Annotated in this window: 13 protein-coding genes; 1 reads left to right on the forward strand and 12 read right to left on the reverse strand. The window is 47.2% G+C overall.

All coding sequences use genetic code 11. The annotated features are described in order from the left end of the window. Nucleotides 1-11: 11 nt before the first annotated feature. The 8 genes from L3C95_RS18995 to L3C95_RS19030 form a co-directional block, all read right to left on the reverse strand. Nucleotides 12-6,257 (reverse strand): Ig-like domain-containing protein, encoded by a 6,246-nt coding sequence (locus tag L3C95_RS18995; protein ID WP_236390014.1) that lies wholly within the window; start codon nucleotides 6,255-6,257, stop codon nucleotides 12-14. 363 nt (nucleotides 6,258-6,620) lie between these two features. Further along, nucleotides 6,621-8,111, reverse strand: coding sequence for a calcineurin-like phosphoesterase C-terminal domain-containing protein (locus L3C95_RS19000; RefSeq protein ID WP_236390015.1), 1,491 nt, complete (start codon nucleotides 8,109-8,111; stop codon nucleotides 6,621-6,623). Between the two features lie 6 nt (nucleotides 8,112-8,117). Continuing rightward, nucleotides 8,118-9,629 carry a DUF5689 domain-containing protein gene (locus L3C95_RS19005; RefSeq protein ID WP_236390017.1) on the reverse strand — a complete coding sequence of 504 codons (1,512 nt, stop codon included), beginning with the start codon at nucleotides 9,627-9,629 and terminating at the stop codon, nucleotides 8,118-8,120. 27 nt (nucleotides 9,630-9,656) lie between these two features. After that, nucleotides 9,657-11,159, reverse strand: coding sequence for a SusD/RagB family nutrient-binding outer membrane lipoprotein (locus L3C95_RS19010; RefSeq protein WP_236390019.1), 1,503 nt, complete (start codon nucleotides 11,157-11,159; stop codon nucleotides 9,657-9,659). An 11-nt stretch (nucleotides 11,160-11,170) separates the two neighbouring features. Then, nucleotides 11,171-14,602 carry a SusC/RagA family TonB-linked outer membrane protein gene (locus tag L3C95_RS19015; RefSeq protein WP_236390021.1) on the reverse strand — a complete coding sequence of 1,144 codons (3,432 nt, stop codon included), beginning with the start codon at nucleotides 14,600-14,602 and terminating at the stop codon, nucleotides 11,171-11,173. A 124-nt stretch (nucleotides 14,603-14,726) separates the two neighbouring features. Beyond that, entirely contained in the window at nucleotides 14,727-15,731 is a 1,005-nt protein-coding gene (locus L3C95_RS19020; RefSeq protein WP_236390022.1) for a FecR family protein, read from the reverse strand. Nucleotides 15,732-15,809: 78 nt separating this feature from the next. Next, nucleotides 15,810-16,352, reverse strand: a complete 543-nt coding sequence (locus tag L3C95_RS19025) for a sigma-70 family RNA polymerase sigma factor (protein ID WP_236390023.1) — start codon at nucleotides 16,350-16,352, stop codon at nucleotides 15,810-15,812. A gap of 233 nt (nucleotides 16,353-16,585) precedes the next feature. Further along, entirely contained in the window at nucleotides 16,586-16,981 is a 396-nt protein-coding gene (locus tag L3C95_RS19030; RefSeq protein WP_236390024.1) for a winged helix-turn-helix transcriptional regulator, read from the reverse strand. Between the two features lie 75 nt (nucleotides 16,982-17,056). Here L3C95_RS19030 and L3C95_RS19035 point away from each other — a divergent pair, with 75 nt between their 5' ends. Beyond that, nucleotides 17,057-17,947, forward strand: a complete 891-nt coding sequence (locus tag L3C95_RS19035; RefSeq protein ID WP_236390027.1) for an NAD(P)H-binding protein — start codon at nucleotides 17,057-17,059, stop codon at nucleotides 17,945-17,947. A 48-nt stretch (nucleotides 17,948-17,995) separates the two neighbouring features. Here L3C95_RS19035 and L3C95_RS19040 read toward each other — a convergent pair whose 3' ends face one another. From L3C95_RS19040 to L3C95_RS19055, 4 genes are all read right to left on the reverse strand, one after another. Further along, nucleotides 17,996-19,012 carry an MlaD family protein gene (locus tag L3C95_RS19040; protein WP_236390028.1) on the reverse strand — a complete coding sequence of 339 codons (1,017 nt, stop codon included), beginning with the start codon at nucleotides 19,010-19,012 and terminating at the stop codon, nucleotides 17,996-17,998. Nucleotides 19,013-19,015: 3 nt separating this feature from the next. Then, nucleotides 19,016-19,789 carry an ABC transporter ATP-binding protein gene (locus L3C95_RS19045; protein ID WP_236390031.1) on the reverse strand — a complete coding sequence of 258 codons (774 nt, stop codon included), beginning with the start codon at nucleotides 19,787-19,789 and terminating at the stop codon, nucleotides 19,016-19,018. A 3-nt stretch (nucleotides 19,790-19,792) separates the two neighbouring features. Further along, nucleotides 19,793-20,587: an MlaE family ABC transporter permease gene (locus L3C95_RS19050; RefSeq protein WP_236390033.1), complete on the reverse strand. Its 795-nt coding sequence runs from the start codon at nucleotides 20,585-20,587 to the stop codon at nucleotides 19,793-19,795. Nucleotides 20,588-20,900: 313 nt separating this feature from the next. Further along, nucleotides 20,901-22,412 carry an FAD-binding protein gene (locus tag L3C95_RS19055; protein ID WP_236390036.1) on the reverse strand — a complete coding sequence of 504 codons (1,512 nt, stop codon included), beginning with the start codon at nucleotides 22,410-22,412 and terminating at the stop codon, nucleotides 20,901-20,903. Between the last annotated feature and the right edge of the window lie 4 nt (nucleotides 22,413-22,416).

A 22,416-nucleotide genomic window follows, 5' to 3' on the forward strand; every position in this document is an offset into this window, starting at 1 on the left:
CGCTTATTCCTTTACTTTTTAAAAGACCTGATCAATGTAATATATCCTTTCACCACTTCCCATTCCGCGTCGGCATTACGTCTGATACGTAACAGGTAATAATAGGTACCCTCATTCAGGCCCTCGCCTTTCCAGGTGTTCTGATAACCCTTCTGACGATATACCTCATTACCCCAGCGGTTGACGATGATCAACTCATTCTCATAGTACTGATTCAGACCTCTGATCTCGAAGTTGTCATTTTTACCGTCACCGTTCGGTGTGAACAGGTTAGGCACATTGATAACAGATAAAGTGATCGTGATACGTACAGACACGGTATTGGATGCCTGACCGTTTGTATTGGCTACATGATAGGTGAACACATCTTCACCGGTATAACCGGCAGCAGGTGTATACACAACTGTTCCATCCTCGTTCACAGTTACCGTACCATGCGCGGGCTGGTTGACAATTGTTACTGATTCTTCATCCAGCGATGAATTACCCGCATTGTCATTGGTAAGCACCTCAATGGTTACAGGCGTATTCGCTTTGGTCTCAGCCCTGTCATCTGCAGCAACAGGAGGAGTTGTTGTTTTTGCCGTAACGGTGATATTGACAGTTACAGTGGTAGTTCCACCTTTACCATCACTGATAATAATAGTGAAGTTGTCTGTACCGGTATAACCTGCAGCAGGTGTGTAGGTATAAGTACCATCCGTATTTACTACTACTGCGCCATGAGCGGGATCTGTGCCTTTTGTAAAGGTCAGTGCATCACCATCAGGATCTGTACCGTTGACAGCACCATTTACCGGTGTATCCTGTTCAGTTGTCTTTGTATCGCCACTACCAGTTGGAGGAATATTTGCAGGAACAACAGGATTCACGGTAATGTTCACAGTAACTGTGGTAGTACCGCCTTTTCCATCACTGATAATAATATTGAAATTGTCCGTGCCGGTATAACCTGCAGCAGGCGTATAGATATAAGTGCCGTATGTATTCACTACCACTGAACCATGAGCCGGATCAGTACCTTTCGTGAAGGTCAATGCGTCACCATCAGGATCTGTACCGGATACTGAGCCATTTACAGGCGTATCCTGGTTAGTGGTCTTTGTATCGCCTGTACCGGTTGGCGGATTATTACCCGGAGCAACAACAGGATTCACGGTAATATTTACTGTAACTGTTACAGTACCACCCTTACCATCACTGATCACAACCGTGAAATTGTCCGGACCAGTGTAACCAGCAGCTGGTGTATAAGTGTACGTTCCATCTGTGTTTACTACTACTGATCCATGAGCCGGATCTGTACCTTTCGTGAAGGTCAGCACATCGCCATCAGGGTCCAGACCGCTTACAATACCATTTACCGGAGTATCCTGGCTGGTTGTCCTGGTATCACCGCTTCCGATAGGCGGATTATTCGGTATAGCAACAGGATTTACTGTGATATCAACAGAAACGGTTGCAGTACCACCTTTGCCATCGCTGATAATAACCGTGAAATGGTCTGTACCGATATAACCTGTGTTCGGTGTATAGGTATACGTTCCATCCGAACTGAATATAATTGAGCCATTAGACGGATCTGCTCCTATCGAGTAGGTCAGTGCATCACCATCAGGGTCTGTTCCCGACACCGCACCATCTACCGGCGTATCCACGGTAGTCACCCTGGTGTCGCCTGTACCGGTTGGAGGATTATTTGGTGGAGCATTTACGGTGATGTTTACAGTAACGCTTGTTGTACCGCCTTTACCATCACTGATAACAATGGTGAAATTGTCTGTACCCGTGTATCCCGGAGCGGGCGTATACGTATAAGTTCCATCCGGATTCACTACCACTGCGCCATGCGCAGGATTTGTACCATTGGTAAAGGTAAGTGCATCCCCATCAGGATCTGTACCTGATACGGAACCGTTTACAGGAGTGTCGCGGATAGTCACCTTGGTATCACCAGTTCCGGTTGGAGGATTATTTGCAGGGATTACAGGATTTACCGTAATGTCTACAGTAACTATTGCAGTGCCGCCTCTACCATCACTGATGATAATAGTGAAGGTATCTGTACCGGTATAACCTGCGGTTGGCGTATAGGTATAAGTTCCATCTGCATTTACCACCACCGAGCCATGAGCAGGGTCGGTATCTTTCGTAAAGGTCAGTACATCGCCGTCAATATCAGCACCAGATACGGAACCATTTACCGGCGTATCCTGGTTAGTCACCTTAGTATCGCCTGTACCGGTCGGAGGAGTATTTGGCGGAGCGTTTACCGTGATGTTTACAGTAACGGTTGCAGTACCGCCTTTACCATCACTGATTGTGATATTGAATTGGTCTGTACCGGTATAACCTGCGGCTGGCGTATATGTATAAGTTCCATCGGTATTTACTACTACAGTACCATGCGCAGGATCTGTGTCTTTCGTAAAGGTCAGTGCATCCCCATCAGGATCAGTACCAGTTACTGAACCACTTACCGGCGTATCCCGGATAGTTGTCTTAGTATCGCCTGTACCGGTCGGAGGATTATTCGGCGGAGGATTTACTGTAATGTCTACTGTAACGATTGCAGTTCCACCCTGTCCATCACTGATAATGATCGTGAATTGGTCAGTACCGGTATAACCTGCAGCAGGTGTATAGGTATAGGTTCCATCCGCATTTACCACTACTGTACCATGTGCAGGATCAGTGTCTTTCGCAAAAGTCAGTGCATCGCCATCAGGGTCTGTACCAGATACTGAACCACTTACGGGTGTATCCCGGATAGTGATCTTAGTATCGCCGGTGCCGGTTGGAGGAGTATTTACAGATGTAATCTGTATAGGGAAGGTCCTGGTATCCTGCAAGGCTCCACCTGCACCCGTATTTCCGTTGTCCGAAATATTTACTGTCACTGTTACAGAAGCCGGCGGATTATGTACTGAAGTATAACTGAGATTATTGGCAATAAATGCGTTGATATCTGTTAATGAACCGCTCAGCACCAATGCGTCAGGCGTACCACTCACGGTTACACCTCCGCCTGAAGTAGCGGTGAATGCTCCCGAAGGCACACTAATGGTAACGGTCACAACACCCGTACCTGCGTCAATATCAGTAAAGGAGATGCCTGGAATAACAGTTGCCGTTTCTTCGGTGACTGTCACACCTGCAGGAACACTTGCCACCGGCGCATCATTCACAGGATTAATAGTGATGGTCATAGTGGCCGGCGTAGTGGCATAGCCTGTACCATCGCTGGCTACCCAGTCAAAACTGGTCGTGCCATTCCAGTCAGCGTCCGGAACAAAGGTAATGTTACCCAGATCAGCAGCAGGTATTTCCTGTCCCACTGTAACAGCAGTGCCATTCAGCATTAGCGTACCGTGCTGCGGCAGAGAAAGCACCTTTATCTTATTCAGCGGAGAAGCATCCGCATCTGTATAGTGACTGGTGAAATCTGTACTGGTGAAAGTGAGTGTATTATCCTCATCTGCAGATACGCTGCCGTTAGTTACTGTTGGCAGCCTGTTTGATGCAGCAGTCACCACAAATGTGTAATCTGCCTTGTCTGCATCTGCATCGCTGTTCTTAATAGTAATAGTAGCAAAATAGATACCTGCCGAATGGCCTGCAGGATCGAAGGTAACTTCGAAAACTGTAGTAGCGGCGGCGTCCAAGGAATTTGTAGCTGGTTGTACCGTAACTGTAAACCCGGGATCTCCGCTGATGCTTACCAGTGGAGTACCTGTCAGCGACAAAGTTCCGGTGCCACTGTTCTGAATGGTGAAACTATGCGCGATCGTAGCACCGGTAGTCTGACCAAAATCAGTGCCGTCTGCAGTATTAGAGGTAGTGCTATTGTCAGGAATGGAAATACTATTGCCTGTTACATCAATAGCCGGTTCGGTCAGTATCTTGATGGTAGTGGTGGCAGTGAGCCCATTGTCAGTACCATCGTTCAGGACCATCGTGATAATACGGTCAGTAGTATTAGGCGTATTATTGGTGTTCTTATATCCAAGCAGCTTTATGGCGGCTACATAGTCCGCCTGTGATGCACGGCCTGACAATGTAACCACGCCCGTACCATCACCGGAAATCGTAATACCTGCCGGTAATGTTCCCGCCAGGTGAATACCTTCCTGACCTGCGTCCAGGATATTGGTCAGCGTAATAGTGGCGCCATAGATATCGCTACCGGCAGGCGCTATAATAGCCAGGTCCGCATCTGCAATATTTGCCGGGGTAGTACTACCCGCTGTGAAATAGTTCAGATAAGTGTAACTGCCCGTAGCGCCGGAACTTTTATCCGGATCGGGATCTATCGCAGGACAACTATTTACGTTGATGGTCTTTGCAAAGAGGTTATTATCGTAGTAACATTCTTTATAGAAAGGATCCCGGGTATCCAGGGAAGCCAGCGAGAACGGTGTACCAACAGCATTTCCTACCCCCCCTGCTACAAAAGAGCCATCATCATTAAGCACCATATTCAGGTCGATGCTCGGATCACTGATGCCGCTGAGGTCCACGTTAAAAGTGAAAGTCTTGCATTCACCAACTTTTATCTGCTGATCGAGTGTATCGATGTGCAGGAGCACTGCAGCAGGATTCACCGTCGGGTCTCCATTGTAAAAGGCAATCGGCAAGCCCCCTGTTGCATTACCTGCACCAGGGTTACATACGTCTACCGTCACTTTCAACTGTTTGCAGGAGCTACCTTTTGAAAAGCTCATTCCTGTCGGATTAAAGGCAAGATCCGGACGGGAGCCATAGAAATCAGCGGAAAGCAGGAACTGGTAAGTCTGATTCGCCAGTCCGGTTTGATTGGTAACAATCAGTTCACTTTTGTCTTTAGACAAGGTAAATCTCAGATCATAAGGGAACCCTCCCCGGAAGCCTACTGTATTGGCATGATCGTGCGTACTCGAACTGTCCAGTGGTACATTTTGGAACGCATAGTTGTCCTCACGCCTTCCTGTACCTGAATTGGATCCCACCTGCTGATAATAATAACCGGTGGCAGTTTCCGTCGTCAGGTCTATATATCCATACGCCGCCAGTGAGTTCTCATTGCTCTCTACACTCAGATTGATCGCGTTAGCGGTTTCATTGAAGTAAATAAAGCTGGTACCTGAAGGTATCTTGAAGCTCCGGGTAACACCTGCAGCTGTATAGGTACTGGCGCCAATCGATCTGATATCAGAATCAATAAACTCGGCGCTCATTCCCTGCCCTGTCCTTTTATAAAATTCAACCGTATATGCATCGTCAAAGTCGCGGGCATAGGCCACATCTCTTTTGATAATGAGGTTCGATCCGGAAACATAGACCTGCGGATTATACAATCCGACAGCGCCTGTACCGGAATTTTTAGCAGAGTAATCGCCCGTGATAGCGCCAGACCCCACCAGCGTTCCTACATAGGTGCTGCTAAGATTGCTGATCACGTAAGTTGACCTTCTGTCTATTGAACCTCCGTTTGCGAGGGTGACAAATCCATTTGTCAAACCAGCGTCCAGGTCTATCGTAATATGCAGATTAGAATATCCTTCCTCCGTACCATTCGGACTGTTAAGGTCCGCATTACTTGAGTTGATCCCTTTTCCCGAAATAGTGAGCAGACTGGCGCCCGCCGGTATCGGGATCACGAGATCCGTATTGAGGACAGTTGCACCGTGTAAAAGCGCCCTGATCTCCGTTGGCAAAGGGTCGAATGAATTCGTAGCGGGAGAAAGATATTCCACATAATAAGAGGAATTGGTGCCCGTAGCATTCTCTGTAATCGTCAGCGTCGAACCGGCAATAGTGAAATTCACGTTGTTCAAATCTGGCGTCTTATCACCCAGCTTACTGGCATTGGGTATCGGCGCTCCCAGGATAACATCCTTCCAGCCATAAACGTTCGTTCCGCTACCGTTGGTAAATGTGCTTTTTGCATAGTTCACAAAACCGGAAGATGTAGATGACGCGATATCAATAACGGCATTGATCGTGATAAAGTCTTCATCTCCTCTTTCCGGCTCAACACCAGCGGTTAAATCTCCCGTTTCTGAAGAGACAAACACTGTAATTGACTTGGTACCGGCAGGAATGGTAAAGGTAGGGGCTCCTCCGCCTGGCGCTTTGTACTTGGTTTCCACGCCTAATATGTTCGCTTTTTTACCTCCCATGGGACTACAAGGGCTGTAGGGCAACTGGCTGAACACAAAGAAGGGAAAGAGCACCATACTAATGCTTAACAGCACTCTGATGAGATGTGATTTCATAGGTACAACAAAATTTACGGCTGCAGCAAACTGCATATTCACAGATAGAAAGGGATTACGCAACAATTACTTAAATGAGTAGTCAAAACTGATTATCATTTACCGAACAACGTCCCATTGAAATAAAAAATGCCGAAAGTGAATAATTCACCTGTTCGACAGCACGAAATCCGTACGCAAATATAGATAATATACTAATATATCGGGGAAAAAGAAAAGACAAGCCACTTTTGCGACTTGTCTTCTCCTTCATTCAATTTGTATTCTGATCTGAATAAGCATACTTGTTCTCTCCGTCTTCTCTGCTTCTTCTCTGCTTGTTCTCTCGTGGTTCCGAGTGTATAAATAGCCCCCGCAGGTGTCCTACAGCGATTCCTCGTATACATTACCGAACCTGTCGGTCGCCTTTACCGTGATCTTCTTCGCATCCGGAGAAGGTTTGGCAAAGAACATATGATCTGTCAGCGTAGGCTCCACGAACTTATGCTTCTTTGGCAACTGTGGCCCTAGGTATAGTTCCACCGCCCAGGGATCATGCGCCACACGGCGTTCCATCTGTCCCTTCAGCACACCATCTTCATACCATTCCACCTTCCACTTATTGTCCCAGTTCCATACGTTGGCAGAGATCTCGTCCGCCGAGTCTTTCACTTTTCCTTTAGGATAAACGCGCAGCTGCTTTTCTTTCGGCAGACCAGTGGACTTATAGTACCATTTAATATCCGGGCCATCCACATCATACACCCCGTAACCACCAGGTGTACCGTCGCCGCAGATAGGGCCAGTCCACCAGGCACCGCAAACGGTACCGTGGTTATGTTCCATGATATTTCCTTCCTCCCAGTTATCATTAAAGTGGGTATGCCCACTCATAATGTGTACTTTATAAGGCGCCAGCATCTTGTAGAGCTGTTTCCTGTTGGCCACCGTACCACCGCCTATTTCTTCCGGCTTTCCGGCCCTTCTCTGGGCGCCGGTGAAAGTGGGGATGTGCAGGCTCAGTACAATAGTGCTGCCGGGTTTCACCATGGCCAGGTCCTGTTCCAGCCATTGCAGCTGGTTTTCAGTGACATAGCCGATATAACTCTTGGCGGCGCCCACAAAGAATACGTCGTCCAGTACGATGTAGTGGATCTCTCCCCTGTTATAGGAGTAGTAAGTAGGACCAAACTGTTTCTTGAAAGTATTGGAAGAACCCTCGTCCGTACGGGCCTCGATATCCATATCATGGTTACCGATCACATTGAAGAACGGAATGCCTGAGAGGGCAACTGCCTGCCTGTAGTCAGCAAACAGTTCAAACTCGTCCCATACCAGGTCTCCACAGCCAATGCCATGTATCAGGCTATCTTTAGGGTAAGATTTCACTACCGCCTGCAGATCGGGTACAGATTCGCTCATTAACAGCTCTACATCCTTCTTTGATTTCATCTGAGGGTCTGCCCATACCACAAAGCTGTGTTTGCGGTCGTCTACCGCCAGTTTCTCGAGGCTGAAATCATTTTTAACTGAGCTGCTGCCCTTTGTGATCGGTCTGTAGAAATTAGCGATCCCTTTTTCTTCAGGGAAAGCATATCCTGCCGGTACACTGATATATACAAATTCCGCGGTGGCATTACTCTGCAGTTCGTACTGACCATTCTTGTCAGTCAGCACAATGTTAATACCATCAGTTACCTGTACGCCCGGAATGCCTTTCCCTTTGTTGTGTACCTTTCCTTTCAGGGTAATATTGGAAAGATCAATATTGCCTCGTCTGAATAATGGCCTTGCGTTCAGCATTACCGAAGGAAGCGTCAGCAGCGATCCGGTAACACTTAAGTTCTTTAAGAATTTTCGTCTGTTAAGCGTCATAAACTGTTATTCTTTTGTTTTGAGTACGGTAGCTCCTTCTCCTTCTATCTCGGTAATGGCGGACGTTTTGGTCAGCAGCACATTATTCTGCATTCTTACTTTTGCCCATTTCCCAATTGAAGGATCGTAAACACCACCCAGCATATTAAAGTATCCCAGGTCAGCGGTATTATAGCTAAAGGCACGCAGATTAGTACCTTGCCTGTAGAAAGGCTGAGATGCCTGGGTGATCGGGTGTTTAATATCGTAAACGTCGGTATTGGCAATACGGTATCCTTTTCCGCTGCCGTATAAGCTACCACCTGTAGCAATAAAGATCACGTCCACCGGCTTTGAATCTGCCGTAACGGTAGAATCTTTAAATACCGCGATACCAAATGCGTTACCACTATTCGCCAGTAAACCACCGGTTTTCAGACCGAAACCATCACCATCGTTCTTAGTATAATCGAAGGCCCTGACCCAGTTACTACTGCTCATACTGGTAGAACCGGAACCATTGATCGTTTTACCGGAACCGCCAACATAGAAAAACGTGCCCTTAGCTGCTTTACCTTTACTCAGGCTGAACTTGTACGTACGCATTTCACCTGTTGCCCAGCCTTTGGCCGGCACACCGGTAGGAGTTGAAGCATTTGCATTGTTGGTAACAACTACCGCATAAGGAGTAGCCGCAAAATCGATATCGGTGGTAGCCATCATCTGCACATATTCATAGTTTCCGTCTCCCCCCTTTACATCACTCATAAAACCCGTAATGACCACCGGCTTTTCTTCAATCACGGAGCTGAGTACCTGTACATCTTTTCCTGTACGTACCCTGAACTGTGGCTTTCCATCGGGTGTGTTAAAGAGAATACCGTAGTAGTTAGCGTTAAACACGGCTTTTTGCTGGGCAAAAGCAGCATTAGCTTCTGTATGCAGGGTAATGTTCTCATAACCGTCATTCAGGGTCTTATCGCCCGACAATACTGCATTTGAATCAGGCAGCGGATCAAAAGTTCCTTCTGCAATCACCGAAAACACACTTTCATAAGCGTCGGGATCAGCGATCATTTTATCGGATGTTACAATTATGATAGGAACGGTATTTCCTGAAGATACTTTTTTAATATCACTGTTTTTGATACCAGTGAGTTGCAGCATACCGTCCACTTTTTTCAATACTGCACCTTCCACATGTATAATGACAGAATCGCCAGGTACATAAGTGGCTGCATCTGCTCCCAGGGGAATAGCAATACCACGGAACAGGGATAAACGGCGGGCATCCTGCACGACCAGCAGTCCGGCGGGCAGGTTGCCACCGGAATGGTCTGATACCACCATCGCTGCTATGCTGGTAGAACCCAGCATGTTGTCTATGCTCAACGTTACATCATGTCCTTTATAAAGGTTCCTGATATCGTAGATCGCCATGTAAGGACTGATCTGACCACCAGGATAGGTATCTTTTTTACATCCCCATAAAGAGATGAGAGACGATAAAAAGAGAGCGTATATGAAGATCTTTTTCATGACAGTATTTTTCATAATTAATATCAATTATGGTTTTTGCCACCAAACCTGTGTATAGATCTGATCAGGTCCCTGATTGGCAACAGCAAGTTTATAGTTTGTAGGATTGGTAGATTGTACGTATACCGGGTACACCATCCTCGCCGGCATTACGCCGTTGTTCTTCAGGCCTGCACCTTTAGGTAATATCGGGTGACCGGTACGGCGGTACTCAAACCACTGCTGGAAGTCCACGAGGAACAGCGCATAGTATTTCTGCAGATGGATCCTTTCCATCTTTTCGTCGAAAGTTAAACTATCCATCCACTGGATGTCTGCTTCCACCAGGAAGTCCTGTATCTTTTTAGGCCATGCAGGCAGCCAGAGGGTAATACTTGCCAGGGCGCCATCATTGTAATAGGTCTCGGCAGAACCGTTTATCCAACCCTTTAACGCCGCTTCCGCCAGGATAAACTTCAGCTCAGCATAGTTCATCATCATCCCGGTCATAGGCTCTGTCATCAGGGAAGAAGAAGATGTATTGGAATAGAAATAACATTTCTTTACAGGATTCTCTCCCGGCGCATAACCGCTTGGTATACCCTGGTAGTTGCCTGAATAAGGCGCTATACCCCATCTGTTAATACCACCAACACCATAGGTCGGAATGTCAATACGGGGATCATTCCAGTCCGACAGGTGATCTATGAAGAAACTGGCTATGCCCGGCTGCCTGAAGTCCTGCTCCCTTACACTTAATAAAGGAGATGAATAAGGGCCTACACCCGTCCATCTCAGGATAGCCGATTCATCATTGTTTGCTATGATAGGGAAGGTTTCCACTATCTGTTTGATCTTGGCCCTGCAGAACTCCGCCATTTCAGCTTTGGCTGATACGCGCATCAGCAAACGCAGGTACAGCGAGTTACCGAACTTGCGCCAGTTAGCTACGTTACCACCATACACAGGGTCGCTGGAAGGCAGAATGCCTGTACCTGTTGATAACAGCAGGTTTGCGCTGTCCAGTTTACTGAAGATATCTGTATAGATATCTTTCTGCGCATCAAACTTTGGCTCATAGATAGCGCTGTCTTTCGCCAGGTTGGATTGAAAGTATGGAATATCGCCATAAGTATCTGTCAGTATGGAATAGATCCATGACTGACAGATCAGTGAGATACCCATGTAAGACTTATTGTAGTTCAGCTCCTGGCTGGCTACCTTATAGATGTCCTTAAAGTTGGTCAGTTCAGAATACAGGCCGTTATATAAAGCATCTGATACACCCGGGCGATAGTCATATCTGAATACCCTTCCTTCTGCATCACTGGGGTCTACCGTTACCTGCATTAACTCATTGTTGAAGCTACGGTTACGCAACATGGTAGTTGTGAGTGTACCTACCAGTGCCGGCGCCAGCAACTGCTGCGGCAATGCCGTAGGCGTACCATTCGGATCTGTGTTGATCTTCGTGAAATCTTTTGTACAGGACGAGAGCATCATGCTACTCATCAATACAAGGCTTGTTATTGTGTATATGATCTTCTTCATTGTTTCAAAGATTAGAGTGCAAGTACCAGGTTGAATCCAATTGTACGGGTAGATGGGAACTGACCTATTTCAAAACCCTGCATGATGTCCGAACCATTCAGTGTACCAAACTCAGGATCGAATATTGGCCAGTCTGTCCAGATGAACAGGTTACGGCCATATACGCCGAATGTTGCACGCTGGAAACCGATACGTTTGGCCAGTTTAGGATTCAGTGTATAATCCAGGCGCGCCTCCCTGAACTTCACGAAGTCGGTACGGAAGGTGCTGCCCTCTGCATTGTCTGTACCGTAGTGAGAACGGTAATATTCATCGATGTCAGTAGCGATCACGTCATTCTTTCTGAACTTACCATCTCCATCTGCCACTACACCATTACCAATGATACCGTTGTATCTTCCAGGCAATGTATTGGTTGTTTTACCCTGTTCTGCCAGTTTGTAGTGCGTCAGTGAATGTGCTACGCCACCGTACTGCGCATCGAACAACACGTTCAGATGGAATTGTTTGAAATAGAAATCATTACTGAAGCCGAGCTTCCATCTGGGATTGGTGTTACCCAGGTATTTCACTCCTTCTGTGAGCAATGCTACACCGGTGGTACCATCGTAGATGATCTGTCCGTCGGGAGCACGCTGATAACCTCTTCCATACAGATCGCCCATACTGCCGCCTACCTTTGCTACCAGCTGACCACCCCCTACAGGACCTGTCTGCAGTACGAGAGAGCTGTCCAGCAGTTTTTCGATCCTGTTACGGTTAGAGGAGAAAACAACATTTGTACTCCATTTGAATCCGCTTTTGGTAGATACAGGTGTACCATTCACTGCTACCTCAATCCCCCTGTTGCTTACCTCACCGGCATTGATCAGCACAGAAGTATAACCGGATGCACGGTCAACGATACGTTTCAGGTGCTGGTCTTTACTGAGGCCTTTGTATACGGCTACGTCAAAACCTAAGCGGTTATTAAAGAACTTAGCATTAGCGCCCGCCTCGTATGAAACGGTTCTTAGTGGTCTCAGATTCGGGTTAGCCAGCAGGGGTGGATTTTCCAGACCACCGCTATAGAGGCTGCCCGCAGAAATATAGCTGTAAGCTGTCTGATAAGCAGTTGTACCACCGCTACCTACACCAGATGCTGATAATCTCAGTTTTGCGAAGTTCACAGCCTTGGGCAGGTTAAATACTTCCGAAGCGATGAAACTCAGGTTTGCTGATGGATAAAAGAAACCGGCATTGGTAGTACGGCTGGGAGTTGCCAGTGTACTGGTCCAGTCGCTACGACCTGTGAGGTCGAGGAAGAGATACTCCTTATAGCTCATCGCCAGCAATCCATATAAGCTGTTGATCGTATAAGTGCTTTTCGCAGGAATAGTCACCAGGGGACCCGCAGCATTCGCCATGGTATAGATACCCGGATATGTCAGGGAGTCGGCACGCACCTCGTCCTTATTATAGTTGTTCTTCAGGTTACTACCACCCGCAGTCACAGAGAATTCAAAATCTTTTGACACTTTCTTCGCATATTTCAGCAGGAAGTCACTGCTGGCTTCCATGGCGAAGATGCTCTGCGTACGATAGCTACCTTTAGGCAATTTGGCGCCTGCGTCATAAGGACGCTCCTGCGCACGCTGTTCATATGCAAAGTCTACCGAAGTTCTTACCTGCAGACTTAATTCCTTCGTGAAATTATAGGTAGCCTGCACGTTACCGGTAATACCATGGCGGTTGGTCCGGTTAAGGAACTCATAAGAAACCGCATACGGGTTCTCCGGGAAGGAGCTGAAAGGATATTTGATCACCTTATTCTCCTGACCATTAGCCCAGTAGTTTCTCAGCCAGTCCAGGTTCGCGTTCGGCTGCCAGAAAATGTACCAGTACATCAGCGACTGGTTACCATAACCGGAACCCGGCAGGTTGTCACTCCATTTATTGGTATAGTTTACCTTAGAAGCGATCTGCAGCTTGTCATTTACCTTTGAGTTAACAGACATGGATACCGTGTTACGTTTGTAACCGGTATTAGGTACGATCCAGTCGTTGTATACATTTGTGAAAGAGAAACGGGCGGTTGTTTTATCAGTACCTCCATCCAGGCTGATAGTGTTCGTTACAGTGTTTCCGGTATTGAAGAACTTCTCCAGCTGGTGAGGATAAGCTACCCATGGCGTTTTCTCTTTCCCCTGTGCCTGCGTTACAGGGTCGTACTGGTAGAACATTTGTCCGTCGAAACGCGGACCATAAGCCGAACTGGTACCGCTGGTGCTTGCAAGACCATCTGGTGAAGTGCCATAAGAGTAATAGGTAGCACCGTCCAGGCCTTGGCCGTACTCATACTGCAGGGAAGGCCAGCGGTTTACTGACTCTTTGGATGCATTGGAATTGAAGGTAACACCAAGGCCTTTCCTACGGTTGCTACCCGCCTTTGTTACAATGATCAAAGCGCCGTTGGCGCCACGGCCGCCATACAAAGCGGCTGCACCGGGACCTTTTAATATAGTGATAGACTCGATGTCTTCAGGGTTAATATCGTTCAGACCACTGCCATAGTCGGCCGGCATATTATCGCTGCTGGTGCCATAGGAAGACTCTCCCGTTACAGCGCTACGACGGCCGCTACTCTGGTTGATCACCACACCATCCACAACGATCAGCGCTTCATTGTCGCCGCTCAGGTTACTCTCACCACGCAGGATGATCTTGTTGGAACCGGTAGGACCTGCATTGGACCTTACGAGGTTCAGACCAGCCACCTTACCTGACAATGCGTCTGTCCAGTTGCCTGATATCGCATCGGTGAGCTGTTCATTCTTTACTACAGTCGCTGCATAACCCAGCGCTTTCTCATCACGTTTAATACCCAGCGCAGTGGTCACCACTACTTCATTCAGGGCTTTGGCATCAGGTATCATCTGCACGTTCAGCGCCTGTGTTTCTGTTACAGGGATAGCACGGTTCGTATACCCCAGGAAAGAAAAGACCAGTGTAGTGCCCGGAGAAGGTATCGCAATGGTATACTGGCCGCTGTTGTTGGTAATAGTACCTCTGCCGCCATTTCCCGGGCGTACGTTCACACCGATCAATGCCTCGCCTTTTTCGTCAGTTACTTTACCGCGGATAACAATATCCAGTTGCTTACGCATGATCACGAAGGTGTTGCCGTTACGCACAAATTCATATTCGGTACTGCGCAGCGCTGTTCTTAATATTTCAGCAACAGTAGCGCCCTTCATATTCACCGTCACTTTTACGCCGGTGTTCACTTCGTCTTCGCTATGATTAACGAGGAAGGAGGTGTTCTTCTGAATAAACTGGAACACATTTTTAAGCGGCTGGTTTTCAATGGCGATATCCAGCTTAGGCTCATTTGATTGTGCATTGACAGATGGCACGAATGCTGCTAAAAATAATAGTACTAACAGCCCCGCGGATCTGATCATTCCTTTCAGTTGGGGACAGCAAATCCCTAGCGGGGCTCCCCGCCTATTTGTACTTTTGTCCATTCATTAAAAAATTTAGCTTTTGTACCGAATTGTTACACCCTGTTACAGCAGGGTAGTTTTTTTATTGTATTAATATTAGGTTGTCTGTAATAGTGTATTTGATATTACCCATCAGCTTCAGCTGCTGCATGATATTCTGAATACTGTTGTTCCTGAAAGTGGCTGTGAACCTGCGCTTCAGTAATGTTGAATCCTTCACTTCAAAACGCACTGCATATTTGTGTTGCAGTACCTGTAATACCTGCTGCAAAGCAGCGTCCTGGAAGGCCAGCTCTCCCCTGATCCAGGCTGTTGTTGTTGTAGTGTCGATGTCCTGTTTCGTAATTGTCCCTTTATATTTATCTATTACCGAGCCATTGCCTGCCGAAAGTTCAAGCCAGTGGCTTATTGTCAAAAGATTTTCCAATGCGATCTTACCACTGTTAACAGATACAGATGCATGCTTTTCGTCCCTGTAGTCTCTTATGGAAAAGGAGGTACCGAGTACTCTTACCCTCATTTGTGACGTTCTTACAACAAATGGATGCGCAGCATCCTGTGCTATATCAAAATAAGCTTCTCCGTCTCTGAGGTATACCATACGTTCCGCTCCCTCAAAGTTTTCAGGATAGAGTAATTCACTTCCTCCGTTTATAATAATACGTGTACCGTCTTTTAATATCAACGTGCCCTGGTTACCGTCAGGTACCTTCATCGCGCGGAAACGTTTGGCGGTCTGCCCTTTCCCATCACCGCTAAAAAGTCCCGTTGTTTTTCTCAAAAGAAAAGTGCTTCCTACTACCAGTACGAGAATGGCCGCATACCTGCTCACTTTTCTCCAGTGGGTCAGCATCATCACCCTGCCCACAGGTTTTGTCGTCTGTTTTAAGCGAGCCAGTGCAGCAGTCACTTCTTCCTCCGGCAGCTGGAATTCTCCTTTTTGTAAATAGTCCTCCACGGGGAATAACGCCGCATGCTCCTCTTCTGTGAGAGCAGACAATGCACCGCGTAACTCCTCTTTTTCAGCGGAGGTCAGTTTACCTGATCTGAAATCTTCCAATCTTTTCCGGATGTCCTGTAGGTCCATTTAGCTGACTTTGTTTGTGTTTATTAAAAGAACCACAAAACAATCGTGTCACCGTCAGCAGATCAGGTTAAGGAATTGTTACCAAAGGAAAAGTATGCTGGCAAGGCGGGTGCGGAGGGTACGGAGCACTCTGCCGATATAGCGCTCCACGGTTTTTTCAGAGACGCCTTCCTGTAATGCGATCTCTTTATAGGTAAGGCCTTCTTCCCTATTCAGCAGATAGAAACGGCGGGCGGCTTCTTCCTGGGTGTTAATCGTATAGTCGACGATCTGCTGTTGCTCCTTGACTTCCATATGGTTGACAACAGCGCTTGTTTCTATATAGACAGTGGCGTAGGCGTCCTGCTGTTTCTTTTCTTTCAGCGCCAGTTTAAGATGGTCCAGGAAACAATTGCGGGATATGATCAATATATAACGTAGTGCTTCGTCTTCTGCTGCGGGCAGCAGATCCAGTTTCTGCCACACCTTCAGGTAGGCTTCCTGGGCAAGGTCGCGGGCCAGTTCCTTGTTATTGCTGATCTTCTCCAGGTATGCGATAGTATTAGCGTAGGTCTCTTTGAACAACCTGTCAAAATATATCTCAGGGTCCGATGAAGCACTATGTGAGGTATTGGATCGCATCTTATTTAACCTGGTATTTACGAACAAAAGTACACTGCCATTGTAAAGACAATGTTAAGACTATTGAAACAAGAAACCCTGTCGCCGGCATGATAGAAACTCAATAGATTGACAATCTTGACAATACACTAATACCCTGACTGGTACTATTTTTCAGGGCGCTAAAATATATGCGCAATGTTAAGTTTGCATTAAGTCATTGTTAACTTTAGGGGATATTTTTATGCTTCTTCCTATCCGGGGAACTGTTGCAGGTTTCTGCGGAACGTTGAGCCATGTTCTTCACTGTCTTCCACGGCCCAAACGGCCATGGCATATAATACCGGTTTTAGCCCCATTCCGGCTTTCGTGAGGCTATACGTAACATGTGGAGGCACAACGGGTTTGGCTTCCCTGATCAGCAGGTTTTGCGCCTCCAGCTGCTTTAACTGCTGGATCAATACTTTCTCTGTAATATCAGGAATAGCCTTTCTGAGGTCACTGTATCGTTTTGGACCGGATAATAACTGGAATAAGATGATAGGCTTCCAGTAGCCGCCGATCTTTTCCATTACATATGTTACAGGGCATTCTTCAAAGGCAGATCGCTTATTGGCCTGTATCGTCGAGTTTTCTTTTATCGTTGCCATAGTTACATACTCCAGGGTAAGTACTTGTACAAAAGTAAGTACAAATCTACTTTTGTCAAACAAAATATGAATGACATGAAAATCACTATCACAGGCTCTCTGGGCAACATAGGCCAAAGACTCACCAGCCAGCTGACCGCCAAAGGACACGAAGTAACCGTTATCAGTCACAGCCCTGAAAGGGCGGCCGCCATTACCGCCCTGGGGGCCATCCCGGCTATCGGCCAGGTAAACGATCCGGCCTTCCTGCAGCGTGCATTTACAGGTGCAGACGCCGTATTTACCATGATCCCGCCTCACTATACAGATGTGATCAATTATATGAAGACAGTTGGCGATCATTATGCGACCGCCATTGCCACAACAGGCGTGAAGTATGTGGTGAACCTGAGCGCTATCGGCGCCCATCTGCCGGATGGACCCGGCCCCACAAAAGGCAACTATTATGTTGAGCAGCGGCTGAATGCATTGTCTGATGTACATGTTTTACACCTGCGCCCGGGCATGTTCTATACCAATTTCTATGGCGCTATTCCCATGATCATGCACCAGCATATTATCGGCAATAATTTCGGTGCTGATGTAAAAATGGTACTCTCCCACCCACGGGATATTGCGAATGCCGCTGCGACTGCATTAGATACGCTTTCCTTCAGCGGAAAGAGTGTCCGTTATGTGGCAGGTGATGAGAAAAGCGGAGCAGAGATCGCAGACATACTCGGCCGGGCTATTAACAAGCCTGCATTATCATGGATAGCTTTTCCGGATGAAGCACTCCTGCAGGGCATGATGCAAAGTGGTATGAGTGAGGAGATGGCAAAGGTGTATATGATCGAGATCGGGGTTGCTTTAAGGGAAGGTGGATTGTTTGATGATTACCGTCGCCATGAAAACGATGCGTATGGCAATATTGGCCTCGAGGAATTTGCCGGCGAATTTGCAGCGGCTTATGCATCACATCAGTGATCATAAACAGACAAGCCGCTTAATGATTAAGCGGCTTGTCTGTTTCAATTATTTCTGCGCATTCTTAATACTATCCTGTCTGGCTTTTTCTTCCCGTTTGGCTTTCTTCTTAAAGTAACCTCTCAGCAGGAAGTTATGCTGTGCTGCCTCCAGGTCTTCATTCAGCTTACCGGTACTCAAATTGAGGTTCTTCAGCGCCTGTTTCAGGTCTTCGCCTGATTGTTTATCGTTCAGCAACACACCTACCGGAGAATTTGCACTGTTCAGATTCTCATTCAGCCCCTCGCTGGTACTTTTCAGATTAGCCACTACATCATTGGCGTTATTAGCCACCGCATTCATCTGCGTTACGGCAGAACGGAGGTTTTTGAATATAGTCGTATCTGTCACCAGATCGTTCGTGAGCGTGCCTTCTTTACGCAGGCTGGCAGCATATGCAGCCAGGCCCTGGGTAAGACGCTCAGTGTTGTTGGCAGATTTCTGCAGGGATGCAACCGCGAGTGACATATTGCTGTACAGGGTTTCATCATTCACCAGCTTACCGATGGAACCTTCCCCGTTTAAGATCTTTTTGCTGAGCGCATTCAGATTGCCTGTAATGCCTACTAAGTTTTTGTTGTTCTCCTGCAGGGTGGCAAGGATCTCGTCGGGGCTGACATTTACTGCAACTTTCAGCTGATCGCCATCCTGGATAGCAGGCATATTGTCTGAACCACCCGACAGCGCAATGATCTTGTTACCTACAAGACCATCCGACCCTACTTTTGCCAGCACGTCCTTATGTATGAATCTGGCAGAACTCTCCTCTATATTCATGGCCACCTCTATCCTGTTATGCTCGAGAAAAGTGATCTTCTTCACGTTCCCCACTTTCACACCGGAATACCATACATTATTACCTGTCTGCACACCGCCTACATCATTGAAGATGGCAGTAACACGTACCGCCTTCACAAATGCTTTCTTTTGTCCGCCAAGTGTAAGTACGCCTGTGATAACGATCAGCAAACCTATAACGATAAAAATGCCTACGATAACGGAGCGTCTGTTGCTTGATTCTTTCATATCTTACTGTATAAAATTATAATCATAAAATTCCTTGATGAGGTCATCCTGTGTGCTGAATACCTCTTCAAAATTCCCCTGCTTTACAAACTTCCCTTCTTTCATTACCACAATCTTATCTCCCGTCTGTTTGGCACAGGCAAGATCGTGTGTAATGATGATAGAACTGGTATGAAAGCGGCGTTGCACCTCATTGATCAGGTTATTTATTTCAGTGCAGGTAATGGGGTCCAGCCCTGCAGTAGGTTCGTCATATAGCATAATATCAGGACGCAGGATCAGTGTACGGGCAATGCCTATACGTTTACGCTGCCCGCCCGACAGCTCTGAAGGCATCTGGTCAATGGTCCTGGCCAGGCCAACGGCCTCCAGTACTACCGTCACCATTCTCTTCACCTGCGCATTGGTGATTTTCGGCGTATTGCGTTTGAGCGGGAAAGCGAGGTTCTCGCCCACGGTCATACTATCGTACAGCGCACCGTGCTGGAAGCAAAAGCCTACTTTAAGACGCAATTCCCTCAGCTCAGCAGGATCCAGTTTATCCACTTCCCTGCCCAGCACATTCACCGTACCGGAGTCTGGCGCCAGCAAACCGGCAATGATCTTGATCAACACAGATTTCCCGGTACCGGAACGTCCCAGTACCACCACATTCTCTCCTTTATGCACGTCAATATCAATACCGCGCAGCACGTGATTGCTTCCAAATGACTTATACAGGTTATGGATGTCAATCACCTTTTCATTCATATTTATTTCCGGCGTAAATGACTTCATATATTAACGGATAGAGTTGGCTATTTGAACAATAAATACCTCTTCGAGGAAGATCAGGAACATAGATATCACCACGGAAAGGTTGGCAGCTTTACCCACGCCCTGCGTACCCTGGGTGGCATGATAGCCCTGATAACAGCTTACTACACCAATTGTAAAACCAAATACCACCGCTTTGATACCGGTAGTGATGAAATCGAGAAAGTAAATGTTCTTAAATGCTTCCTGGAAAAAGCTGGTGAAAGAGGTCTGTTCATTCAGATGGATATCCAGAAAAGACCCCAGCATTCCCACGAGGCCCGTGTAGGCCACCAGGATGGGAATAGATATGGTGGTGGCCATTACCCTTGTTACTACCAGGAACTTGAATGGATTGATCGCAGAAACCTCCATGGCGTCTATCTGTTCGGTTACCCGCATAGATGCCAGCTCAGCACCTATACCCGATCCTACCTTACCGGCAGTGATCAGGGCGGTTACCAGTGGCGCCAATGCCCTGATCACAGCGATGGATATCAGGGAAGGCAACCAGGAAGTAGCACCGAATTCTGAAAGGGAAGGCCTGGACTGTTTGGTGAACACAAGACCGGTTATAAATCCTGTCATTGTGATCAGGGCAAGGGATTTGTATCCCACCTGAAAACACTGACGGATCACTTCACGCGCTTCTATGGGTCGTTTAAAGGCTTCCGTAAAGATTCTGACCAGAAATAAGAAAATGTTGTAAATGTCTTTGAAAAAGCCATCAATACCCTTTGAAATAACTGGTTTCTCCGGTTGTTCAATATTTGAGTCCATTCGCAGTTTTTAAGGAATTGCTAATATAAGTAGCCCGGTATTTAATTACTAAATACAATTTTAGTTCTCGTTTGTTAAACCGGCGGCAAAGGTATCAACAATTCACGGTAAAATTCCAAGATACGGACTTATCTGCAATGGGATTGCATATATAACTATTTAATAATAAAAATTTAAATGCAGATGTCTTTAAACGGAAGGAAGATGGGTTGGACCTGTAGTCAAAGTTGCACAATGGAAACCGTTTTGTGCAACTTTGACTACGGCTGAGATATTGGTTTATCGTATTGAAAGTCAGCAACAATGATACTGATCAGCTCACAGGGTCTATTCCCCATTGTTTCATCACCTCATTGCTGAAAATACCTGCTACCGCAGGTTCGATGATCCTTGACCTGGCTAAGAGAAACTTATCAAGGCTGCTGCCATACATGCGCCGCAGGCGGTCGGGGGCAATGGTGCTCATTTTGCCCCAATGGAAAGTATATGGAATATTCAACTGCTCCAGTCTATTCCATACCGCATCATAAAAACTCAGGGTTTCCGGAGAAAGCACCGCGTCCAGCTCCAGCACACAGGTAACCGGTGCAAAACGGGTAAAAGCCATTGTAGCCGGAGATGATTTTACGAAGCGGAAAGCAAACAGTCCTACAAATGGTCCTGCCGATTCATTCATCTCCATCAACACATTCACAACCTGCTCTACCGCAGACAATGGTAATCCGATAGCAGCACTGGCCAGCTTTCCACGTAAAGTGGTATTGTTAAAGATCTCACTGAGCCGCCCGAACTGCTTTTCGTGGATGTTGAGGCTTGCCGTCAGCACCTTATTGACCATCACCGGCACCAGCCCGGGTATAACGCCAGCCAGCTTTCCTATGAAACAGGGAGCATCGTCCCCCGGGCCTATTCCCGCTGCATTGGCTGTTGGTGGTGTATAGTCTCTCCGGTAGGGCCGTTTATACATGGCGGTCATATACACCCCGTTCTTCATATCGTAGGGATTGATGAGCACCTGCATATGAAAGGGCCGCTCTCCCGGATAAGGTAGCTTTGGATTGCTGAAATCCAGTGACTTCATCTGCCTGATCAGGGCGTCATCATATGGTACACGGCGCTGGTAAGATTCCAGCAGAAAATCATCTTCCGCTTCTATCAGGGCGCCATGTATAAAACCCATCGCGCCGATGCCTACCAATGCCGCATTAAATACCTCATCGTCCCGTAATAATGTGGCGCCCAGCTTATCCGGAAAGGTATCTGCCATCACAGGATAAGACGAGCGCTCCAGCCAGATATGTGTATCCGGCCCGGTGATGATATGCAGCGCCACCACGCTCTCCTGTATGGCTCCAAAGTCCAGCGCTGCACCGTGGGTGCCCGTGGCGATGGCGCCGGCGATGGTTTGCCCGTTACTGGCCCCACTGGCTGAAAGGGACTGCCCACGGTCATGCAGGTGTTTGCTCAACTCCCAGACCCTGTTACCACACTGTGCCATACACAGGTATTTAGGGTCACGCGTATACTTTGGAGACACACTTGCCGACGATACCGTAAAGCGGATGTTCAGTGGTTTTGTGTTGAGAATGATGCCATTAGTGGCTGCTATGGGGGTGAACGACCAGCTGCCTCCCAAAGCCCTCAGCGGGGTATTGCTCTGTATCGCTTCCCGGATGATCTGCTGGATACCCCGGGTAGTGTCGTTATAAATATCCAAAGCCTGGCCAGTGGTCTCGTTGGCAAGATCGTAGAGATCTTTTATGGGCTGGGTAAATGTACTATGCTCATTTTGCCAGTTGAAGGCGCCGTTTTTAATAATTTTCATCGTG

The sequence above is a fragment of the Chitinophaga filiformis genome (assembly GCF_021646545.1).
GTDB classification, from domain to species: Bacteria; Bacteroidota; Bacteroidia; order Chitinophagales; family Chitinophagaceae; genus Chitinophaga; species Chitinophaga filiformis_A.

Bases quoted from the DNA above. Each gene is read 5' to 3' on its own strand.
- L3C95_RS19030 (WP_236390024.1), bottom strand. From the start codon at position 16,981: ATGGCAACGATAAAAGAAAACTCGACGATACAGGCCAATAAGCGATCT.
- L3C95_RS19020 (WP_236390022.1), bottom strand. From the start codon at position 15,731: ATGGACCTACAGGACATCCGGAAAAGATTGGAAGATTTCAGATCAGGT.
- L3C95_RS18995 (WP_236390014.1), bottom strand. From the start codon at position 6,257: ATGAAATCACATCTCATCAGAGTGCTGTTAAGCATTAGTATGGTGCTC.
- L3C95_RS19025 (WP_236390023.1), bottom strand. From the start codon at position 16,352: ATGCGATCCAATACCTCACATAGTGCTTCATCGGACCCTGAGATATAT.
- L3C95_RS19000 (WP_236390015.1), bottom strand. From the start codon at position 8,111: ATGACGCTTAACAGACGAAAATTCTTAAAGAACTTAAGTGTTACCGGA.
- L3C95_RS19005 (WP_236390017.1), bottom strand. From the start codon at position 9,629: ATGAAAAAGATCTTCATATACGCTCTCTTTTTATCGTCTCTCATCTCT.
- L3C95_RS19055 (WP_236390036.1), bottom strand. From the start codon at position 22,412: ATGAAAATTATTAAAAACGGCGCCTTCAACTGGCAAAATGAGCATAGT.
- L3C95_RS19010 (WP_236390019.1), bottom strand. From the start codon at position 11,159: ATGAAGAAGATCATATACACAATAACAAGCCTTGTATTGATGAGTAGC.
- L3C95_RS19050 (WP_236390033.1), bottom strand. From the start codon at position 20,587: ATGGACTCAAATATTGAACAACCGGAGAAACCAGTTATTTCAAAGGGT.
- L3C95_RS19045 (WP_236390031.1), bottom strand. From the start codon at position 19,789: ATGAAGTCATTTACGCCGGAAATAAATATGAATGAAAAGGTGATTGAC.
- L3C95_RS19015 (WP_236390021.1), bottom strand. From the start codon at position 14,602: ATGATCAGATCCGCGGGGCTGTTAGTACTATTATTTTTAGCAGCATTC.
- L3C95_RS19040 (WP_236390028.1), bottom strand. From the start codon at position 19,012: ATGAAAGAATCAAGCAACAGACGCTCCGTTATCGTAGGCATTTTTATC.
- L3C95_RS19035 (WP_236390027.1), top strand. From the start codon at position 17,057: ATGAAAATCACTATCACAGGCTCTCTGGGCAACATAGGCCAAAGACTC.